Source organism: Corallococcus sp. CA047B, assembly GCF_003612065.1.
GTDB classification, from domain to species: domain Bacteria; phylum Myxococcota; class Myxococcia; order Myxococcales; family Myxococcaceae; genus Corallococcus; species Corallococcus praedator.
Map to the genome: position 1 here is coordinate 72,663 of NZ_RAWD01000002.1, position 21,063 is coordinate 93,725.

General features: G+C 70.0%; 6 protein-coding genes, 1 tRNA gene and 1 pseudogene (1 of these 8 cut by a window edge). 3 read left to right on the forward strand and 5 right to left on the reverse strand.

Annotated elements, in window-relative coordinates:
- Nucleotides 1-14,131: the 5' portion of a non-ribosomal peptide synthase/polyketide synthase gene (locus D7X74_RS00725; protein ID WP_120530957.1), read on the reverse strand. Its footprint begins 3,071 nt before the window's first position; the window shows 14,131 of its 17,202 coding nt (coding positions 1-14,131); it begins with the start codon at nucleotides 14,129-14,131; its stop codon lies beyond the left edge, outside the window.
- 108 nt (nucleotides 14,132-14,239) lie between these two features.
- Between D7X74_RS00725 and D7X74_RS00730 the strand changes: the two genes are divergently transcribed.
- Nucleotides 14,240-15,901: a cyclic peptide export ABC transporter gene (locus tag D7X74_RS00730; protein ID WP_120530958.1), complete on the forward strand. Its 1,662-nt coding sequence runs from the start codon at nucleotides 14,240-14,242 to the stop codon at nucleotides 15,899-15,901.
- A 370-nt stretch (nucleotides 15,902-16,271) separates the two neighbouring features.
- Entirely contained in the window at nucleotides 16,272-16,958 is a 687-nt protein-coding gene (locus D7X74_RS00735) for a phosphoribosyltransferase (RefSeq protein WP_233601913.1), read from the forward strand.
- Nucleotides 16,959-16,976: 18 nt separating this feature from the next.
- On the opposite strand, the gene D7X74_RS00740 is transcribed toward D7X74_RS00735, so the two are convergent.
- Nucleotides 16,977-17,399 carry a CBS domain-containing protein gene (locus tag D7X74_RS00740; protein WP_120530959.1) on the reverse strand — a complete coding sequence of 141 codons (423 nt, stop codon included), beginning with the start codon at nucleotides 17,397-17,399 and terminating at the stop codon, nucleotides 16,977-16,979.
- Between the two features lie 335 nt (nucleotides 17,400-17,734).
- Here D7X74_RS00740 and D7X74_RS00745 point away from each other — a divergent pair, with 335 nt between their 5' ends.
- Nucleotides 17,735-17,911 (forward strand): FmdB family zinc ribbon protein, encoded by a 177-nt coding sequence (locus tag D7X74_RS00745; RefSeq protein ID WP_120530960.1) that lies wholly within the window; start codon nucleotides 17,735-17,737, stop codon nucleotides 17,909-17,911.
- 84 nt (nucleotides 17,912-17,995) lie between these two features.
- Here D7X74_RS00745 and D7X74_RS00750 read toward each other — a convergent pair.
- The 3 genes and pseudogenes from D7X74_RS00750 to pheT all read right to left on the reverse strand — a co-directional run bounded on the left by D7X74_RS00750 (nucleotide 17,996) and on the right by pheT (nucleotide 21,049).
- Nucleotides 17,996-18,072: transfer RNA gene (locus D7X74_RS00750), tRNA-Pro, on the reverse strand.
- 193 nt (nucleotides 18,073-18,265) lie between these two features.
- Nucleotides 18,266-18,544 (reverse strand): annotated as a pseudogene (locus D7X74_RS00755) (integration host factor subunit alpha); the annotation flags it as partial.
- 93 nt (nucleotides 18,545-18,637) lie between these two features.
- Entirely contained in the window at nucleotides 18,638-21,049 is a 2,412-nt protein-coding gene (gene pheT, locus D7X74_RS00760) for a phenylalanine--tRNA ligase subunit beta (RefSeq protein ID WP_120530961.1), read from the reverse strand.
- Between the last annotated feature and the right edge of the window lie 14 nt (nucleotides 21,050-21,063).

Below are 21,063 nucleotides of genomic sequence, written 5' to 3' on the forward strand. Positions count from 1 at the left end.
CCTCATGACGGAGGACCAGGTCAAACAGGGCCTGCTCCATCGCGGACACGTCCAACGCCCCGGTGAGCCACGCGGCCCAGGGGACGTTGTAGAGGGCCGTCCCCGGCTGGAGCTGCTCCAGCAGCCACAGGCGCTCCTGCATCGCGGACAGCGGCAGGGGCCCGTTCCTGGGCACGCGGACGATGGGCGGCGGACGCTCGGACCCGATGGACCTCCGGGCGACACGGATGCGCTCGGCCAGCCGCGCCACGGTCGGATCATCGAACAGCTCACGCAGCGACAGGGACACGCCGAAGTGGGCGTGGATCCGCGCGACGACCCGCGTGGCCAGCAGCGAGTGACCGCCCAGGTCGAAGAAGCTGTCGTGGGCCCCGACGCGGGAGACACCGAGCAGTTCGCTCAGGAGCCCAGCGACCCATTCTTCTTCGGGGTCCCGGGGCGCGATGAAGTCCACGGTCGGATCATTCGCGAACTCGGATCCGGTGGGGTCCGGCAGCGCGCGGCGATCCACCTTGCCGTTGGGCGTGAGCGGCAAGCGCTCCAGCACCATGAACGCGGAAGGAACCATGTACGCGGGCAGGTGCACGCCGAGGAAGGCGCGCAGGAGCGAAGTCACCGGAGCGTCGTCCGCCGAAGCCACGACATAGGCCACGAGCCGACGCGATCCGCCCACCGAGTCCTCTCGCGCGAGCACGGCCGCCTGCCGCACCGACGGATGGCGCAGCAACACCGCTTCGATTTCCGCTGGCTCCACGCGGAAGCCACGCACCTTCACCTGCGTGTCCGCGCGGCCCACGAACATCACCGCGCCATCGTCCAGCAGCCGGACCCGGTCGCCCGTCTTGTAGAGCCGAGCGCCGGGGCGCGTGCTGAACGGATGCGGCACGAAGCGCTCCGCCGTCAGCTCCGGGCGTCCCAGGTAGCCTCGGGCCAACCCATCTCCGCCGAGCCACAGCTCCCCCACTCCGCCCGGCGGCACCGGGGTCATGGACGCGTCGAGCACGTACTGCACCGTGTTCGCCAGGGGCCTGCCAATGGGAATGGAAGTGGCCCCCTCCGCCACCTCCGTGACGAGGTGCCACGTGGAGAAGGTGGTGCTCTCGGTGGGACCGTAGACGTGCAGCAGCCGCTCGGGCGGCCCATCGCGAAGGACCTGGCGCACGGGCCTCGGGTCCACCGCCTCGCCACCGAAGTGGAGCTGCCGCAGACCACGGAAGGCGTCCGGCGCCTCGGCGACCACCTGGTTGAACCAGGCCGTGGTGAGGAAGAGGACGCGGATGCCCTCGTCCTTCAGCCACGCGGCAAAGGCCCTGGGTGCGAGCGCCGTCTCGCGGTCCACGCCGACCACGCGCGCACCATTCAGGAGCGCGCCCCAGATCTCGAACGTGGCCGCGTCGAACGAGGCGTTGGACGCCTGCGCCACGCGGTCCTCCGGCACCACATGGATGAAGTCCGTCTCCACCACCAGCCGGACCACGGCCTGATGCGAGACACAGACGCCCTTGGGCGTCCCCGTGGAGCCGGACGTGTAGATGACGTACGCGGCATCGTCCGGGCCCGCTCCGGACGTGGTGACCGCCGTCGCAGGAGCGTCCTCCAGCGCTGGATCACCGTCCAGCGCGAGCACCCGCACGCCCTCCGTGGGCAGCGCATCCCGCAGCCCTTCCTGGGTGAGCAGCACCTGGGCCCCGGCGTCCGCGAGCATCCACGCCAGTCGCTCGCGCGGATACGCCGGATCCAGCGGCACATAGGTCGCACCGGCCTTGAGGATGCCGAGCATCCCCACGACCAGCTCAACGGAGCGCTCCACGCAGAGGCCCACGGTGGAGCCGCGCCGGACGCCCAATGCGAGCAACCGGTGAGCCACCTGGTTCGCCCGCGAGTCCAGCCCGGCATACGTGAGCGAGCTCCCGCCGTAGACCACCGCGAGGGCGTCGGGCGTCCGGGCAGCCTGCGCCTCGAACAGCCCATGCACCGTGGCCTCGCGCGGATACGCGGTCGCCGTGGCATTCCACTCCACCAGCACACGGTGGCGCTCCACCTGGGACAGCAGCGACACGTCACCGAGCCGCTGCTCCGGCCTGGCGATCATCTCCTGCAGGAGCGTGCGCCAGTGCGACAGCAGCCTCGCGGCGGCGTCGCCCCGGATGCGCTCCGGTCGGTATTGCAGCTTCAGGCGCAGCGAGCGGCCCGGCAGCGCCACCGCGGTCAACGGATAGTGCGTGCGCTCGAAGACCGTGACGTCACGCACCTCCAGCCCGGCCACGCCTCGCGCGAGCGCCGCATCCACCGGGTAGTTCTCGAAGACGAGGAGGCTCTCGAAGAGCGGCGTGCCCCGGGGCACCTCGCTCCATCCCTGGAGGCGGGTGAGCGGGACGGGCTCGCGCTGGTTCAGCTCCACCAACACGGACTGGAGTTCACGCAACCAGGGCAGCAGTCCCACCGCAGGCCGGACGCGGGTACGCACGGGAAGCGAATGGATGAACAGGCCTACGGCCTCCTCGATGCCCGGCACTTCCGCGGGCCGTCCCGCGAGCGTCGTCCCGAAGACGGCATCCTCCCCACCGCCATACCGGGACAGCAACAGCGCCCACGCGCCGTGGACCAGCGTGCTCGGCGTCAGCCGGTGGCGACGCGTGAAGTCCTGGAGCGCGGTGGTCTCCGCTTCGCTCAGTGCCAGTTCGTGTTCGCCCGGGTCGCGCTCGTTCGCGGAGCCACCCTCCGCTGGCAATGGCGTCGGAGCGTCGATGCCAGCGAGCTGTTCCCGCCAGAAGGAGGCCTCCTGCTCCGGGCTGCGCCGACCCCGCCACTCGAAGTAGGCGCGGAAGTCCGCCACGGCGGGCGGACGCCAGGTCCCGCCACGCGAATTCACCGCGTACGCGTCGAGCACTTCACCCAGCACCCGCGCCAGGCTCCACCCGTCCAACAGCAAGTGGTGGAAGCTCCAGACACACCGCCAGACGTCGTTCCCAAGGCGGACCAGTGCCAGACGCATCAGCGGCGCACGTGACAACTCGAAGCCTTGCGCCCGGTCCTGGCGCAGGAAGATGGCCATGGCCCGGGACTGATCCTCGGAGGAAAGACCGCGCCAGTCGTCCTCGGACCAGGGTACTTCCGCGCGCGAGTGGATCACCTGGAGCGGCTCCTCCAGGCCTTCCCACAGGAAAGATGTCCGCAGTGCCGGGTGGCGCTCGATGACCGCATCCCACGCGTTCCGCAACGCGTCGGTATCCAGAGGACCTGCGAGCGTCCAGCTCAGCTGCTCGAAGTACGCGTCCGTGCCGGGCTCCAGCAACACCTGGAACAGCAATCCGTGCTGGAGAGGCGACAGCGGGTAGCGCTCTTCGCCCAGCTCCGCGAGTTCCGTCAGCGCCCGCACGCAGTCCTGAGCAAGGGTCTCGACGGTCCCGCGCGCGTGCAGCGCCTCGCTGTAGTGCCACGTCAACTCCAGGCGACCGCCAATCAGACGGGCCACCACCTCCAGCACATGGCTCCGCAGGCCACGCGTTCCTTGAGAAGCGCCGATGGATCCGGAGGCGAGCGTGAACAGCGCCGTGTCACGCGTGCCGGAATCAAGCTGGCCCAGGTAGTTGAAGAGAACTTCTGAAGAGGCGCGCGCATCCCGCAGCGGCGCGACATCGTCACCGTGGCGCAGGTAGCGCAGCAGGCCGAACCCAAGGCCCCTGCCCGCCCGGCGCTCACGTGCGGCACGGACCCGTTCGAGCACCGCCACGGACTCCGAACCCTCCGGCAGTTCCAGCCGCACGGGATACAGCGCGGTGAACCACCCCACCGTGCGCGAAAGGTCCACGTCCTCGAACAGCTCCTCGCGACCGTGGGCCTCGACGTCGATGCGCAGCCGGCGACCGCCGGTCCACCACGCCAGCGCCCTCGCCACGCCCGCGAGCAGCGCATCCTCCACGCCAGGACGCGGTCCGGAGGCCGAAGTCCGCAGCAGCGCACGCGTCACCGCGGGCTCCAGCGCCACCGTGACGGTGCGCTCCGACTCCTGCGTATTCACCCCGTCCGGAAGGTCGCGGGGAAGCAGGGGCACGTCCGCGCCCAGCTCCTCGCGCCAGAAGGACAGCTCCTCCGCGAGGGCCGACGACGCCGCATGCGCCTCCAACCGCTGTGCCCATGCCTGGAACGAAGTCGTCTTGGCCGGAAGCGCCACAGACCCGCCACCACCGAGCTGGCGCAGCGCCGTCTCCAGATCCTCCAGCAGCACGCGCCAGGAGACGCCATCCACCGCGAGGTGGTGGATGACCAGCAACAAACGGCCGGTCAGCCCCGCACCCCGGTCGAACAGCACCGCGCGCACGAGACGCCCTTCGCCCAGGTCCAGCCCCGCCTGCGCTTCCGTGGCGATGCGCTCCATCGCCACGGCCTGCTCCGACTCCATCAGCTTGGACAGGTCCACCTGACGCAGCGGAACCTCACGTCCAGGCTCCGCGCACGCCTGCTCCCAGCCCGCAGCGTTCAGGGTCAGCCGCATCCGGAGCGCATCGTGATGGTCCACGAGGGCCCGCAGCGCCCGAGCCAGCACCTCGGCGTCCACGGGCTCGCGCGTCTCCAGCAGCAGTGCCTGGTTGAAGTGATGCGCCTCGGGCAGCTCGCGTTCGAGGAACCACCGTTGGATGGGCGTGAGCGGAACGGGGCCCACCACCGGCCCCTGTTCGCCCGCGCGTCGGGCGCTCACCGCCACCTGGGCCAGACCGGCCACTGTCGGAGACTGGAAGAGCTGCCGCGCCGTGAGGTGGATGCCCGCTTGCCGTGCGCGAGCAATCACCTGCAGCGCGAGGATGGAATCTCCACCCAGCTCGAAGAAGCGATCATTCGCCCCGACGCGCTCCACCCCCAGCACGCTCGCCCAGATGCGCGCGAGCTGGTGCTCCAGTTCACTCCGGGGTTCAACGAAGTCCTCACCGCCAGCGAGCGGGCCCCGCTCCAGCGCGGGGAGCGCGCGGCGGTCCAGCTTCCCGCTGGGAGACAGTGGAAGCGCATCAAGGGTGACGAAGGCCGAGGGCACCATGTGCTCGGGCAACCGCTCAACCAGGAAGGCGCGCAGCTCCGAAGCCGGAACTTCCGAGGAGACCACGTACGCCACGAGGCGCCGGTCCCCCGGGATGTCCTCTCGCATCGACACGGCCGCCGCCCGCACGGCCGGGTGCTGGGACAGCACCGCTTCAATCTCCCCAAGCTCGATGCGGAAGCCGCGCACCTTCACCTGGTCATCCAGCCGCCCCAGATACTCGATGGAGCCATCCGCCAGGAAGCGTGCCTTGTCACCCGTGCGGTACAGCCGCGCGCCCGGCATGGAGGCGTAGGCATCCGGGATGAAGCGCTCGGCGGTCAGCTCCGGGCGTTGCCAGTAGCCGCGCGCCAGCGGAGTGCCCCCGATGAACAGCTCGCCTGGTACGCCCGTCGGCACCGGACGCAGGCGTGCATCCAGCACATACATCCGCGCGTTGGCGATGGGACGTCCGATGGGAACAAGAGGCCTCCGGTCCTCGCGCACGCAGGTCCACGCCGTCACGTCGACCGCGGCCTCCGTGGGGCCGTAGAGGTTGTGCAGCTCCGCCCCCACGCACGCGAAGAAGCGATCGCGCAGGTCCGGAGCCAGCGCCTCGCCACTGCAGAACACGCGCCTCAGACTGGCGCAGGACTCGGCCAGCGACGGCTCCTCCAGGAAGGGACGGAGCATGGACGGCACGAAGTGCAGCGTGGTGATGCGCTCGCGATTGATGGTGTCCGTCAGGTACGCGGGCTCGCGGTGGCCTCCGGGCCGAGCCAGCACCAGCCGCGCGCCCGTCATCAGCGGCCAGAAGAACTCCCACACGGAGACGTCGAAGCTGAACGGCGTCTTCTGGAGGACGCGGTCACTTGCGTCCAGAGCGTAGGCCTCCTGCATCCAGTGGAGCCGGTTGCAGATGGCCGCGTGCGTGTTCATCGCGCCCTTGGGCCGTCCGGTGGAGCCCGAGGTGTAGATGACGTAGGCCAGTCCCCTGCCCTCCACCGCGACGTCGAGACGCTCCGCACCCTCGCGCGCCACCGCCTCCCAATCCGAGTCCAGGCACACCACCGCCGCGCCGCCGTGAGGCAGTCCCGCCGCGAGCCGAGCCTGGGTGAGCAGTACCGGTGCCGCCGCGTCCGCGAGCATGTACTCCAGCCGCTCGCGCGGGTACTCCGGGTCGAGCGGCACATAAGCCCCGCCCGCCTTGAGGATGCCGAGCAACCCCACCACCATCTCCAGCGATCGCTCCAGGCACAGCGCGACCAACCGGTCCGGTCCCACGCCCAGGGTACGCAGGTGATGCGCGAGCTGGTTCGCACGCCGGTCCAGCTCCCGATACGTGAGTGCTTCGCCTTCGAAGCTCACCGCCACCGCATCCGGCGTGCGGTCCGCCTGCGCCTCGATGAGCCGGTGCAGGACGTCCCCTTCCGCACGGGGGCGCACGGTGTCGTTCCACTCCACCAGGATCCGGTGCTGCTCCTCTGGAGGCATCAGTGCCAGGTCGCGCACGCGCTGCTCGGGATCGCGCACGCCCGCGTCCAGCAGCACGCGCAGGTGCCCCAGCAGGCGCGAAGCGGTGTCCGGCTCGAACAGGTCGGTGCTCAGCTCCAGGTTCGCGACGAAGCCCTCCGCGGTGTCCGTGAGGATGAGCCGAAGGTCGAACTTCGCCGTGTGACTCTCCTGTTCCAGGACGCGCAGCCGGAGGCCCGGCATCGCGATCTCCGGCAGGGGGTCCTCCTGAAGCACGAGCATGGCCTGGAAGAGCGGGCTGCGGCCCAGGTCGCGCTCGGGCTGGAGCGCCTTCACCAGTTCCTCGAACGGCGCGTCCTGATGCGCGAAGGCGCCCAGCACCGTCTCCCGAGCCCGGGCAATCAGCTCCCGGAAGGAAGGCTCCCCGGCGAGTGACACCCGGAGCACCAGCGTGTTGACGAAGCAGCCGATGAGCCCTTCCAGCTCGGTCCGGTCGCGACCGGCCACCGGGGTGCCGACGCACAGGTCGTCCTGACCTCCCTCACGGGACAGCAGCGCGGAGAAGCCCGCCAGCAACACCATGAAGGGCGTAGCACCCTCGCGCTGGGCGAGCGCCTTGAGCCCACGCGACAGCTCCGCGCCCAGGAGCACGCTCCGGTTCGCGCCGCGACTGCTGCGCACCGCGGGACGCGGATGATCCGTGGGCAGTTCCAGGGCCCGGGGCGCGCCGTCCAGCCGGGCCCGCCAGTACGACAACTGGGCCTCCAGTGTCTCGCCGCGAAGCCAGGCACGCTGCCACGCCGCGTAGTCCACGTATTGGAGCGGCAACTCCGTCAGCGGCGAACCCTTGCCCTCGGAGAAGGCGCGGTAGAGCGCTGCCACCTCGCGCACCAGCACGCCCAGGGACGCGCCATCCGTCACCAGGTGGTGCAGCACGAGCAGGAGTACATGCTCCCTCGCTTCCAGGTGGATCAGCGTGGCCCGCAGCGGCGGCCCCGAGCCGAGGTCAAAGGACCGCAGGGCCTCCTCCCGCGTCCGCCGTGAAAGCGCATCCGCACGGGCAGAGCCAGCGAGCGCCGACAAGTCGACCCGAGTCAGCGAGAGCCGAGCGTCGGGAGCGATGCGCCACGAGGGAATGCCATCCTCGTCACGGAAGGTGGCCCGGAGGACCCCATGGCGCCGGACCACCTCACGGAGGCAGCGCTCCAGCACCTGCGCATCGAGCGAGCCCTCCACGCGGACGGCCACCGCGTCGTTGTAGGCGGCACCGCCCGGTTCAAGCTGTTCCAGGAACCACAGCCGCTGCTGGGCGAACGACAGGGGCAGCGCACCCTCGTGCGCGCGAGGCACCAGTGGGGGCACGCGAGACATCACCCGGGGGAGCGAATCCAGGCGCGCGGCCAGTGCTGCTGGGGTCGCGGACTCGAAGAGTTCGCGCAGGAGCAGGTCCACCCCGAACGACTCGCGGATCCGGGACGCAGCGCGAGTGGCGAGCAGCGAGTGCCCGCCCAGCGCGAAGAAGTCGTCCTCCACGCCAACCCGCTCCACTCCCAGCAGCGAGGCCCACAGCTCCGCCACGCGACGTTCCGTCTCCGTCCGAGGCGCCACGTACTCGCGAGCCACGTCACGGGCGCCCTCCGGAGCAGGCAGCGCCTTGCGGTCCACCTTCCCATTGGGCGTCAGCGGGAGCGCCTCCAGCACAACCACCGCCGAGGGCACCAGATGCTCGGGCAACGACCGCCGGGCGAAGGCTCGCAGCGCCTCCACCGAAAGCGCCGCATCCGGCCCGGGCACGACATACGCCACCAGCCGGGCACTCCCGGGCACATCCTCCCGAGCCACCACCACCGCCTGCGCCACACCCGGGTGACGAACCAGCGCGGACTCGATCTCTCCGGGCTCCACACGGAAGCCACGGACCTTGAGTTGGTGGTCCACGCGCCCCAGGAACTCCACCGTCCCATCCGACCGCCACCGCGCGCGATCACCCGTCCGGTACATCCGAGCACCGGGGTGGCCGCCAAACGGATCCGGCAGGAAGCGTTCGGCGGTCAGCTCCGGCCGAGCGTGGTAGCCCCGGGCAACTCCAGCACCGCCAATGAACAGCTCACCGGGCACGCCGATGGGCGCGGGCAGGAGCGCCGCATCCAGCACGTACAGCGAGGTGTTGGCGATGGGCGTGCCAATGGGAACCGGCCCCGGCGCACCGTCCACACGATGCGTGGAGGACCAGATGGTGGTCTCCGTGGGGCCGTACATGTTGATCAGGGCACCACCCACGGTGTCGCGCAGCCGTGCCGCCAACTCGGGCGGAAGCGCCTCGCCTCCCACCATCAGCCGCTCCAGGCCCGCGAGCGCCCCCGTTGCACCGGGCTCCAGCAGCAGGGCCTGGGCCAGCGAGGGAGTGCACTGCAAGTGGGTGACACCGTGACGCTCAAGCTGCGCGGTCACCGTGCCGCCGTCCTGCGCCTGGAGGAGGAAGTCCCGCTCGGAGCGCTGCCGCACGGCATCCAGCGCGGGCAGGCTGGCGAGCACCGCGTCCGTGTCCACGCCGAAGTCGATGAGGCACGCGACCTCATCCACGCCCAGCGACTCGATCCGGGCCACCTGCTCACGACAGGTGCGCGGAGTGCCGAAGAGCCCGGCTCCCTCGAAGAAGCGCCCGAAGGCGCGCCCCACGAGCGCTTCCAGATCCGCCGGAGGAACAGAAGCCGGATCCAGATCGAGCCCGAGCGTCCGCCCCAGCCCGCGCATCAGATCCGCGGAGGTGCTCAGGTAGCGGCGCAGAGGACCTTCCACCGTCTCGCGCACGCGCTCCAGGTCATGCCCCACGAACGTGTGGAGCATCAGCGTCACGTGGCCCTCGCCCTCATGGCCCGCCTCGCGCCAGGCCTCTCGGTACAGGGCAATGCGCTCCTTGAGTTCTTCCCAGCGCTGGCCCAGCAGGTGCGTGAGCACGCCCGCGCCCAGCTGGCCCGCCTCGCGGAAGGTGTCCGGATTGCCGGCGGCGGTGAGCCACACGGGCAGCTCCCGCTGCACGGGAGTCGGTCGGATCCGAATCTCCACCGGGTTGCCAGTGCCGTTGGGCAGGCTCAGGGCCTCGCCACGCCAAAGCCGCCGCACGGTGTCCAGGTCCTGGCGCGATTGCTCGCGACGGTCCGCATACCGGGCCGGAGCGAGGACGAAGTCATCCGCGTTCCAGCCCGGAGCCACGGAGATGCCCACGCGCCCCCTGGAGATGTTGTCGACGAGCGACCACTCCTCCGCGACGCGCACCGGGTGGTGCAGTGGCAGGACGACGCTGCCGGCGCGGATGGCCACGCGGTCGGTGATGGCGGCGAGGGCAGCGCCCGTCAGGGAGGGGTTGGGATAGAGCCCACCGAAGGAGTGGAAGTGACGCTCCGGCGTCCACACCGCCTCGAAGCCATGGCGGTCCGCGAAGCGCGCGGACTCCAGCAGCAGACGGTAGCGCTCCGCGCCCGAATCACCCTCGTCCGCGGCGAAGTAGAAGAGGCTGAAGCCCAAGGGCTTGCGACGCGAACGGGTCGCCCGGCGAGGTGCGGCCCCCAGGCTCCCCTGCTCTCCCTGCACGACGACCTTGAAGCCACGCGCCAGCGTCCAGAGCAGCTCCAGCACGGAGATGTCGAAGGACACGCTGGTCACCGCGAGCCAGGTGCCCGGCGTGGCGCCCACGCGCGTGTCCATGCCCGTGAAGAAGCTGGCCACGTTGCGGTGCGGAATCAGCACGCCCTTCGGCCTGCCCGTGGAGCCGGAGGTGTAGAGGACGTAGGCGAGGTTGTCGGGCCCCACACCACAAGGAGGCGCCGCGTCCGCCTCCCCCGGAGCATCAAGCAGCACCACGGTCCGTCCACCGAACGGGAGTGCTCCCGCCAGATGCCGGTGCGCGAGCACCACCGAAGCGCCGGAGTCCTCCAGCATGAGGGCGAGCCGGGCCTCGGGATACGAGGGATCCAGCGGCAGGTACGCACCACCCGCCTTGAGGATGCCCAGCAGCCCCACCACCAGCTCCGCCGAGCGGTCCGCGCAGAAGCCAACGATGCACTCCGGCCCGACGCCCTGTTCACGCAGGCGCCATGCGACCGCGTTGGCCCGCCGGTCCAGCGCCCGGTACGTGAGCACCTCGTCACCGCACACCACCGCGACAGCTTCGGGAGTACGCGCGGCCTGGGCCTTGATGAGCGTGTGGAGGCACGCATCCGGGAAGTCCGTGCGCGTGTCGTTCCAATCCAGCAGCACCTGACGGCGCTCGGGGTCTGGCAGGAGCGCAAGCGAGGAGAGCCGCTGATCCGCATCCGCGACGATGGACTCCAGGAGCACGCGCAGCCGAGCCACCAGCCGAGCCGCGGTGTCCGCATCGAAGAGGTCCGTGGCGTACTCGAGCCATCCGTCCAGACCCTGCGCGCCCTGAGCGAGGGACAGGGTCAGGTCATAGGGCGTGGCGCCAGGATCGATGTCCACGCGACGGGCGTCCAGACCGGGCAGCGCGAGTCCGGCACCGGGCTCCGGCTGGAGCACGAACAACACCTGGAACAGTGGAGCACGGGTGCGGTCCCGCGCGGGCTGGAGGGCCTCCACCAACCGCTCGAAGGGAACATCGCGGTGGGCGAATGCGTCGAGCGCAACCTTTCGGGTCCGCCCCAGCACCTCACGGAAGGAAGATGCTCCGGAGAGGGACGCGCGAAGGACGACAAGGTCGAGGAAGCAGCCAATCAGCCCTTCCAGTCCAGCCCGCTCACGCCCATTGATGGGGGTCCCGACACAGAAGTCCTCCTGGCCCGAGTGACGCGCGAGCAGCACCTCGAAGGCCGCCAGCAGCGTCATGAACAACGTGGCGCCTTCGCTGCGGCCCAGTTCCTCCAGCCGGGCCGTGAGCGACTCCGGAAGATTCAGCGCCACGCGGCCACCACGGTAGGACGGCGTGGGTGGACGAGGACGATCCGTCGGAAGTTCCAGCGCGACGGGAACACCGGCCAGCCGCGCCTTCCATCCGTCGAGCGAAGCGGCCAGCGCGCTGTCCGTCTCACGCTCCCGCCGCCAGCGAGCGAAGTCGGGATACTGGAAGGACAGAGGGGCCAGCGAAGTCCCGCCCCCGTAGAGCGCGCTCAACTCCCGGGCCAGGATGCCAAACGAGGCTCCGTCGGAGGCGAGGTGATGCATCACCACGATGAGCAGGTGCTCGCGCGTGTCCAGTTGGACCAGCGTGGTCCGGAGCAGCGGCCCGCGCACGAGGTCGAAGGGAGCACGCGCTTCCTCGCGAGCCACCTGGAGTGCCGCCGCCTCGCGGTCCCCTACCGGAAGCTCGCGGAGATCCACACGCCGGAATGAAGAAGCCGGTTCAGAAGCGGTCACCTGCCAGGGAGTGCCATCCTCCTCACGGAACGTCGCCCGAAGCGCCTCGTGCCGAAGAACGAGCGCTGCGAAGGCACGCTCCAACGCCACGTCATCCAGGGCTCCCGTGAGCCGGACCGCCGCAGGGAGGTGATACGCGGGGCTCCCACGCTCCAACTGCTCGAAGAGCCACAGCCGCTGCTGCGCGGACGAAAGCGGAGCGGGCGTCCCCTCCTCCGCGCGGATCAGTCCCGTGCCAGTTGCATCGCCACGCGCCGCGAAGACCGTGCGCGCGAGCTGCGCCACGGTAGGCCCCTGGAGCAGGACCTCCATGCGCAGAACGGTGCCCAGGGATTCGACGTCATTCGCAAGCTCCACGGCGCCCAGCGAGTCCAGACCGAAGGACGTGATGGGCACGTCCCGAGCCAGCGTCTCCGGACGCACGCGGAGCCGCGAGGCGATCCGCGCCAGCAGCCACGTCTCCAGTTCCTCCACGGTGACCGGTTCGGCAGCGACAACGGGAGCACTTCCCTCCCCGAGGGAAACCTCCGCGTCCGCCTCGCGCCAGGTCAGCAGCGCCCGAGCCGTCCCCGCGAGCAGCTCCGCCCGACAGGCTCGCCGCTGGATCTTCCCACTGGACGTCTTGGGCAGAGCGCCCGGCTCAATCAGGACGAGCGTGTGGAGCTGCACCTCGTGCGCCTCGGACAGGCCCCGGCGGACGGCGCCCACCACGTCGTCCGCTGTCCACGGCTTGCGAGGATCCACCTCGTACATCACCGCGAGCCGCTCCTCGCCGCCCACCTCGATGGAGAACGCCGCGCCACAGCCGGGCCGCAACGCGGGGTGACTGCGTTCGAGCGTCAACTCCAGATCCTGAGGGTGCAGGTTCCGGCCGCGCAGGATGACGAGGTCCTTGCGGCGACCCGCGACAAACAGCTCACCGTCCCGCATCAGGCCCAGGTCGCCGGTGCGCAGGAAACGCCTCCCATCCTCTGAGTCCGCCAGGCGCGCGCCGAAGGCCGCCTCGCTCTCCTCGGGTCGCTCCCAGTAGCCCTGGGCCACGCTCGGGCCGGAGACCCAGATCTCCCCCACCCGTTCGGGGGGGCACGGTCGCCGCGTCTCCGGGTCCACCACCAGCAGCGTCTGATCCGGCAGCGTCCGGCCACACCCCACCAGCGGACGAGCACCGGAGCCTTCAGGGGCCTCCAGGGCTTCATTGCGCTCCAGCGCCGCGGAGTCCCAGGTGCGGGTGAGGACGCCCTCCCCCTTGCGCCCGCCAGAGGCGATCAGCGTGCCCTCCGCGAGCCCATAGCAGGGATAGAACGCCTGGCCCTGGAAGCCCGAAGGCGCGAAGGCCTCCGCGAAGCGCGTCATGACTTCCGGGCGGATGGGCTCCGCGCCGCAGAACGCCAGCTCCCATCGTCGAAGGTCCAGGCCCTCGCGCTCCGCAGGAGGCACCTTGCGCACGCACAGGTCGAAGGCGAAGCACGGACCGCCACTGATGGTGCCACCGAAGCGGGACAGCGACTCCAGCCAGAAGCGAGGGCGGCGAAGGAACGCGAGCGGCGACAGCAACGCCACGGGGAAGCCCGCGTACAGCGGCTGGAGCACTCCGCCGATGAGGCCCATGTCGTGGTACGGCGGCAGCCAGATGACACCCACGCTGTCCGAGCGGACTTCGAACGCGTGGGAGATCAATCCCAGGTTGTGCAGCAGGTTGCCGTGGCTGAGCTGTACGCCCTTCGGATCGCCCGTGGATCCGGAGGTGTACTGGAGGAAGGCCAGCGTGTCCGACGTGGGAGCCGGGCGCCGCCAGCCCGCTTCGGTCCCTTCGGGCAGCGCATCGGTGGCGACCCAACGCAGGGCCGCCAGTTCGGGGGCACCCTCGAAGAGCCCCTCACCCATCTCCTGGATGAAGGACGTGGTGAGCACGACGCTCGCGCGGGCGTCGCGGATGATGGCGCGCAGCCGGGGCAGCGTCCGATCCAGGCGCGTGGGGTCCGGGGGATAGGCGGGCACGGCGACCAGCCCGGCGTACAGGCAGCCAAAGAAGCCCGCGACGTACTCCAAGCCCGGCGGGTAGAGGAGCACCGCCCGCTCGCCCGCCTTCGCCAGTGACTGGAGCGCGGCGCCGATGCGCCGGGCCCGCAGGTCCAACCCGGCATGGCTCAGGACCTCATCGTCCCCGCCATCTTCCAGGAAGGTGTAGAGGGGCCGTTCTCCGAGAGCGTGGGCCCGGGTTTCGAGCAGCTCCAGGAGGGTCGCGGCTGGGGAGGTTCGCGCGGAGAGAGGTGCCATGGTGCGGGGCGGGTGAGAGGCCTGGATCCCTTCGCTGGAGAGCGGCGCGCAGCATAAGCTAAGGGCGCTCGGAAGCCGGTTCTCGTACTGGCGGAAGGAACCGACGGCGTGAACCTGCTCATCCTGTTGCTGCGCAGATCCCGTGGGGCCGTGGCGCTGGCGGTGTTCTTCGGGCTCTTGACAGGTGCCGCGAGCGCCGGGCTCATCGCGCACATCAACGCGGTCCTCACCAGTGGCGGCACGCTCGCGGATCGTGCCACGGTCCTCGGCTTCGCCGCGTTGGGAGCCCTGATGCTGGGTTCACGCATCGGCTCGCAGCTGCTGCTGACGCGGCTCCAGACGCGCACCACGTTCGCACTGCGGGATCAGTTGAGCCAGCGCATTCTCGCGACGCCGTTGCGCCAGTTGGAAGAGCTGGGCAATCACCGACTGCTGGCCACGCTGATCGACGACGTCCAGGCCGTCACCCAGGGCCTGCTGTGCATTCCGCCGCTGCTGATCCACGGCGGCATCATCGTGGGCTGCATGACGTACCTCGCCATCATGTCGCCGATGGTGTTCGCCGCACTGCTCGTGTTCGCGATGCTGGGAGTCGCCAGCTACCTGCTTCCCATGCGGCACATCATGGGGCTCCTGCGACACTCGCGGCAGACGAATGACCGGTTCTTCCGAGACCTGCGCTCGCTCACCCAGGGATTGAAGGAACTGAAGCTGCACGGAGGTCGGCGCACGGCCTTCCTCAAGCAGGAGCTGTTCCCCACGGCAGAGGCACTGAAGCAGCTCCAGGTGAAGGTCTCCACGCTCCACACCTTCACGACCAGTTGGAGCATGAGCCTGTTCTTCTTCTTCATCGGTCTGCTGCTCTTCGCACTGCCGGGGCTGACGCCGGTGTCGACCTCGACGCTGGTGGGCTACACGCTCGCCGTGCTCTACCTCCAGCAGCCGCTGGAGTCGTCCATGACGATGCTCCCCATGCTGGGAGCCGGCACGGTGGCACTCCGCCACATCGACACGCTGGAGCTGGCGGCCGCAGGCAGTCCGCTCCCGCTCAGCAGTGGGGAGCCCCCTGCCCCGCCGTCACGCATCGACCTGGCGGGCGTCACGCACGCGTACCGCCGCGAGGGCGAGGACACGCCCTTCACGTTGGGCCCCATCGACCTGACGCTCCGGCCGGGGGAAATCCTCTTCGTGGTGGGCGGCAATGGCAGCGGCAAGACGACGCTGGCCAAGCTCATCACCGGCCTCTACACGCCGGAGTCCGGGGAGATCCGCGTCGATGGGTGGTCCGTGACGGAAGGCGACCGGGAGCGCTACCGCCAGTTGTTCGCGACGGTGTTCTCCGACTTCCACCTCTTCGACTCGCTGCTCGGGCTGGCCGAGGGAGACAAGGCGGACAAGGCCCGTGCGTACCTGACGCGGCTCCAGTTGGACCGCAAGGTGCGGATCAACGACACGGGAGCGCTCTCCACCACGGACCTGTCCGCAGGCCAGCGCAAGCGACTGGCGCTGCTGACGGCGTATCTGGAGGACCGCCCCGTGTACCTCTTCGACGAGTGGGCGGCGGATCAGGATCCTCTGTTCAAGGAGGTCTTCTACCGGGAGCTGCTGCCGGACCTGAAGGCCGCGGGGAAGGCCGTGGTCGTCATCAGCCATGACAACCGGTACTTCGACGTGGCGGACCGGCGGGTGCGGCTGGAGTCCGGCGCCATCGTCGCGGAGGAGTCCGCGGCAGCCCCGACGCTCAGCGCTCGACCTCGTAGCGCGCTGTAAGGCAACGGCCTGGAGGTCCGCGTGGAAGCGGGCCTGCGTCCCGGCGAGCGCGCCATCCTCCACCCAGGAGACGCCGTGCGTGAGAGCGCCCGCGTCATGATCCGGCAGGCCTGCCCGGGGGCGACACGGAGGGCCCCTGCCTTCCGGCACGCTCCGAGGGGGATTGGCACAGGGTCCTGACACGCCCCACCGTTTCAAGGCAGGCCCGTCCGCGAGGCGGCTCCGTGTGGCCTCGCGATTCCCGAAAGGGGTGCCGCCCCATGCCGGTCCACGCACTTTTCTGTCGTAAGTGCCAAGAGCTCCTGAGCGTCAGGGTGGAGAAGCACAGCTGCGCCATCCACGGGGTGGCGAGGCGAAAGTGGCTCACGTCATGAGGGCCCCCCTGTATTTCGAGGACCGGGTGGACGCGGGCCGACAGCTCGCGCAGGCGCTGCTCGCGCGCGGGTACACCGCGGAGGACACCCTCGTGCTGGGCCTGCCCCGAGGAGGCGTCTCCGTGGCGTACGAGGTCGCGGAGGCGCTGGGCGCTCCGCTGGACCTCTGGGTGGTGCGCAAGGTGGGCGCGCCGAACTACCAGGAGCTGGGTTTGGGGGCGGTGGCGGAAGGGGGCATCACCTACCTCGACCGCGAGCGGATGGCGCGCATGGGCGTGTCGGAGGCCACCGCGCGGAGGCTCGTCCAGCGCAAGGCCGCCGAGGTGAAGGAGCGCGTGGCCCGCTTCCGCGGTGGGGACGCCCCGCCCGACGTCCAGGGCAAGACGGTCATCCTCGTTGACGATGGGATCGCGACAGGAGGCACCGTGCGGGCGGCGCTCCAGTCGCTCCGGATGCGGCGGCCCGGCCGCATCGTCCTCGCCGTGCCAGTGGCTGGGAACGAAATCCTCGAGGAACTCCGACCCATGGTGGAGGACCTGGTGTGCGTCCTCGCGAGGCCCGACCTGGACTCCATCGGCCAGTGGTACGCCTCGTTTCCCCAGGTCCCCGACGAGGACGTGAAGCGGTTGATGAACGAGGCACGGGCTCAAGCGCTCGACGGGGGAGTTTCCGCCCGGCCCTGAGGATGAAACAGCAGTGCCTCAAGGCCCCCGGTTCTCACGGACGACGGCGGCGGTCTGGTCCAGCTCCGCAGCCAACAGCACCAGCAAGTCGTCGAGGGACACGAGTCCCGCCAGGCATCCCTGCCCATCCACGATGGGCAGGCGGCGCACGCCCAGTTGCCTGAGGGTGATGAACGTCTGGTCGAGCCGGTCGTCCACGTGGGCGACCACGGGCTGGGGCGACATGACGTCCAGGACGGAGACGGCCCGGGCGTCCTTCCGCTCGGCCACCACCCGGGTGACGATGTCCCGGTCGGTCAATATGCCCACCGGTCGGGGCTCCTCGCCAACGACGACGAGCGCACCGACGTGCCGGTCGCGCATCTGCTCGGCGGCTTCGGCCACGCTCTGCATGGGCTGGATGATGGCCACCTTCTTGCGGCAAAACCTTGCGAGGGACATGGCACCTCCCTGGACGCCCAGGCCGTGCGCCCGGTCGCACGGGTGGATGGCGGGAGGTCCCCGCGAACGTCCTCCTCCCAGCAAACCAGCGCACCCTGCCCACGAGATGCAACCCGTGAGGATGGAGCAGCGCGACGAGCCCCCACCCTCTCCGCTGGAACGGCATGGCGGGGCCCCGGGCGGTCAGGACGGCGGCGCGGCGCTCAGGTGCGCACCTTGGGCCCTCCGGCGGGCGAGCCCACGGGAGTGGCACATGCGGTCACCGCGCCGCATCGTTTCTCGTAGGCCACCGGCAGTCGCGGCATGGCCTCGCACCTCCAGAGAGGAACAGGTCCATGCCTGTCTACGAGTTCTTCTGTCGCAAGTGCCAGGAGCCGTTCACCGAAAACATGAGCATCAAGGAGCACGACGAGCGGACGCCGAAATGCCCGCGCAACCACGAGGCGAAGGAGGTGGAGAAGCGCATCTCCTCCGTCCACACGGTGACCACCAAGAAGTCGCTCACCTACTGAACGTCGTCCCCGGCGATGTCGGGCCAGAAAGACTAAAGGCCCTGGAGTCACCGGCTTGCACCGGAAACTCCAGGGCCTTCATTTTGGTCGGGGCGACAGGATTTGAACCTGCGACCACTTGCACCCCAAGCAAGTGCGCTACCAGGCTGCGCTACGCCCCGAAAACCGCCGTCGTGAAACGGTGCGCCCTTATGCCCTCGCCGCTCTCCTGGGTCAAGCGCGAGGTGAAGGGTTCCGTGGGAAAACTTACTCGTCGCCTTCTTCCATTCCCTCGTCGAAGTCCTCGCCCCGGGCTTCCGCCGCGTCCGCCGCCGCTTCTTCCTGGGCGTCGATCTCCGCGTGGTTCTCCGGAGGGGCCTCGCCGTTCAACGCGCTCTTCAACACCTGGCTCGGCCGGAAGGTCAGCACCCGACGCGCGCTGATCTCGATCTCCTTGCCCGTCTGCGGATTGCGCCCCACGCGCGCCTTCTTCTGGCGCACCTGGAAGTTTCCGAACCCGGAGATCTTGATCTTGTCCCCGCGCTCCAGCGTCTCCTTCACGGTGTCGAACACGAGCTCGACGATCTCCGCCGACTCCTTCTTCGAGAAGCCGACCTTCTCGTAGACCCCCTCGATGATGTCCGCTTTCGTCATGCGAGTCCTCTGGCACCCGTGATGGCCGGTGAACGCGGGGCATGGTGTCAGCCTTCCCCGAACCGTGTCAACGTCCTGACTTCACTCAGGAATTCAGGCGCGCAGGGCCGCCCCCAGCCGCTGGTTCACCTCGGTGATGATGCGCTGGTGCGCCGTGGTGACCTCCACGTCGGTCAGCGTCCGCTCGGCCGAGCGATACCTCAGGGCGTACGCCAGGTTCTTCTTCCCCTCGGGGATGGGCTTGCCCGTGTACACGTCGAACACCAACGCGTCCTCCACCAGCGGCGCCCCGACCTCCAGGATGACCTTGCGCACTTCCTCGTTGCGCAGCTCCACCGGCACCACCACCGCCAGGTCGCGCAGCACCGCCGGGTACTTCGGCAGCCCCGCCGCCTGAGGCACCAGCTTCGCCGCCGCGTACAGCGGCTCCGTGTCCAGCTCGAACACGAACACGCCCTCCGGCAGCCCCAGCGCCTTCGTCACCCGAGGGTGCACCTCACCCACGTGCCCCAGCACCGTCCCGTCCGCCAGCGACACCTGCGCGCTGCTGCGCGGGTGGTACGCCGGAGGCTCGGCCGGCGCGAACGTCGCGCCCTCCACGTGCAAGGCGTGCAGCAGCGCTTCCACCGCGCCCTTCGCGTCGTAGAAGTCCACGCGCGCGTCCTTCTGCGTCCAGCTCCGGCCGCCCCGGACGCCCCACACCAAGCCCGCCACGCGCGGCACCTCGCGTGACGCGGGCTTCATCCCCTGCCCGCCCTGTGCGTCCCGGAAGTACGCCCGGCCCGTCTCGTAGAGGCCCACCGTCTCCACCTGGTGGCGCACGCTGCGCGACAGGTTCTCCAACAGGCCCGGCAACAGGCTGGTGCGCATCACCGACTGCTCGACGCTCAGCGGGTTCATCAGCGCGATGGGCGCTTCCTTCCCGCCCAGCACCTCAAGCGACTTCGGCGCCACGAACGAGTAGTTCACCACCTCGTTCAGCCCCACCCCGCCCAGCGAGTGGCGCAGCCGACGCTCGGCTTCCATCTGCAGGGGCTCCGGCGCCAGCGTGTCCAGGCCGCGCGGCAGCCGGGCCGGGATGTTGTCGTAGCCGAAGACGCGGGCGACCTCCTCCATCAGGTCCTCCTCGCGCTCCACATCCACGCGCGCCCGGGGCACCTCGAACGTCGTCTGCCCCGCGCCGTCCTCCACGTTCTTGAACCCCAGCGCCCCGAGGATGCGCCGGCACTCCGCCTCCGCCACCGCCACGCCCAACACCTTCTCCACCCGCCCGTAGCGCAGCGTCACCCGACGCGGCGGCTTCGGAGAAGGCTGCACGTCCACCCGGCCCGGCGCCACCGTGCCACCCGACAGCTCCGCGATGAGCTGCGCGGCGCGGTCCACCGCCGGCAGCACCGCGTCCAGGTCGGATCCACGCTCGAAGCGGTGCGACCCTTCCGTGTGAAGGGCGTGCCGCTTCGCCATCCGGCGCACGCCGGAGCCGACGAAGTGCGCGGACTCGATGAGGATGCGCTTCGTCCCCTGAGTCACCTCGCTGTCCGCGCCGCCCATCACTCCTCCCAGCGCCTGCGCCCGGTCCCGGTCCGCGATGACCAGGTCGTCCGCATCCAGCGTGCGCTCCTTGTCGTCCAGCGTGCGCAGCTTCTCGCCCGCCTTCGCGGTGCGCACGACGATCTCCTGGCCCGCCATCTTGTCCAGGTCGAACGCATGCAGCGGCTGGCCGTACTCCAGGAGGACGAAGTTGGTGGCGTCCACCACGTTGTTGATGGCGCGCACGCCGCACGCCTTCAGCCGGTCCTGCATCCACTGCGGCGACGGCTGGACGGTGATGCCTTCCACCACCCGCCCCGCGTAGCGCGTACACCGCTCGGGCGCGTCGATGCGCACCTTCACCAGCTCCGCCACCGGGCGGCCGGACTCCGCGGGCTTCGGCTCGGGCACCTTGAGCGCCGCGCCCGTCACCACGCCCACCTCGCGCGCCACGCCCAGGTGGGAGAGCGCGTCCGGCCGGTTCGGCGTGACGTTCACCTCCAGCACCGAGTCATCCAGCCCCAGCGCCTCCGCGATGGGCACGCCCAGCTTCGTGTCCGCCGGAAGGATGAGCAGGCCCGCCGAGTCCTCGGTGATGCCCAGCTCCTTCGCCGAGCAGAGCATGCCGAAGCTGTCCACGCCCCGGAGCGCGGCCTGCTTGATCTCCATGCCGTTGGGCAGCTTCGCGCCCACCGTGGCCAGCGGCACCTTGTCGCCGACCTTGAAGTTCTTCGCGCCGCACACCACCTGGAACAGCGCCGAACCGCCGATGTCCACCTGCGTGACGGAGAGCTTGTCCGCGTTGGGGTGCTGCACCGACTCGCGGATCTGCGCCACCACCACGCCGCGCAGGCCCTCGCCGGGGCGCTCCACGCCCTCGATCTCCAGCCCCGCCGCGGTCAGCTTGCGCGCCAGCTCGTCCACCGACGGCGGCAGCGCCACGTAATCACCCAGCCACTTCACCGAAATCTTCACAGGTCCACCCTCTT

Excerpts from the sequence above, each read along its gene's own strand:
- D7X74_RS00735 (WP_233601913.1), top strand. The coding sequence starts at position 16,272 with ATGAGGGCCCCCCTGTATTTCGAGGACCGGGTGGACGCGGGCCGACAG.
- D7X74_RS00745 (WP_120530960.1), top strand. The coding sequence starts at position 17,735 with ATGCCTGTCTACGAGTTCTTCTGTCGCAAGTGCCAGGAGCCGTTCACC.
- D7X74_RS00740 (WP_120530959.1), bottom strand. The coding sequence starts at position 17,399 with ATGTCCCTCGCAAGGTTTTGCCGCAAGAAGGTGGCCATCATCCAGCCC.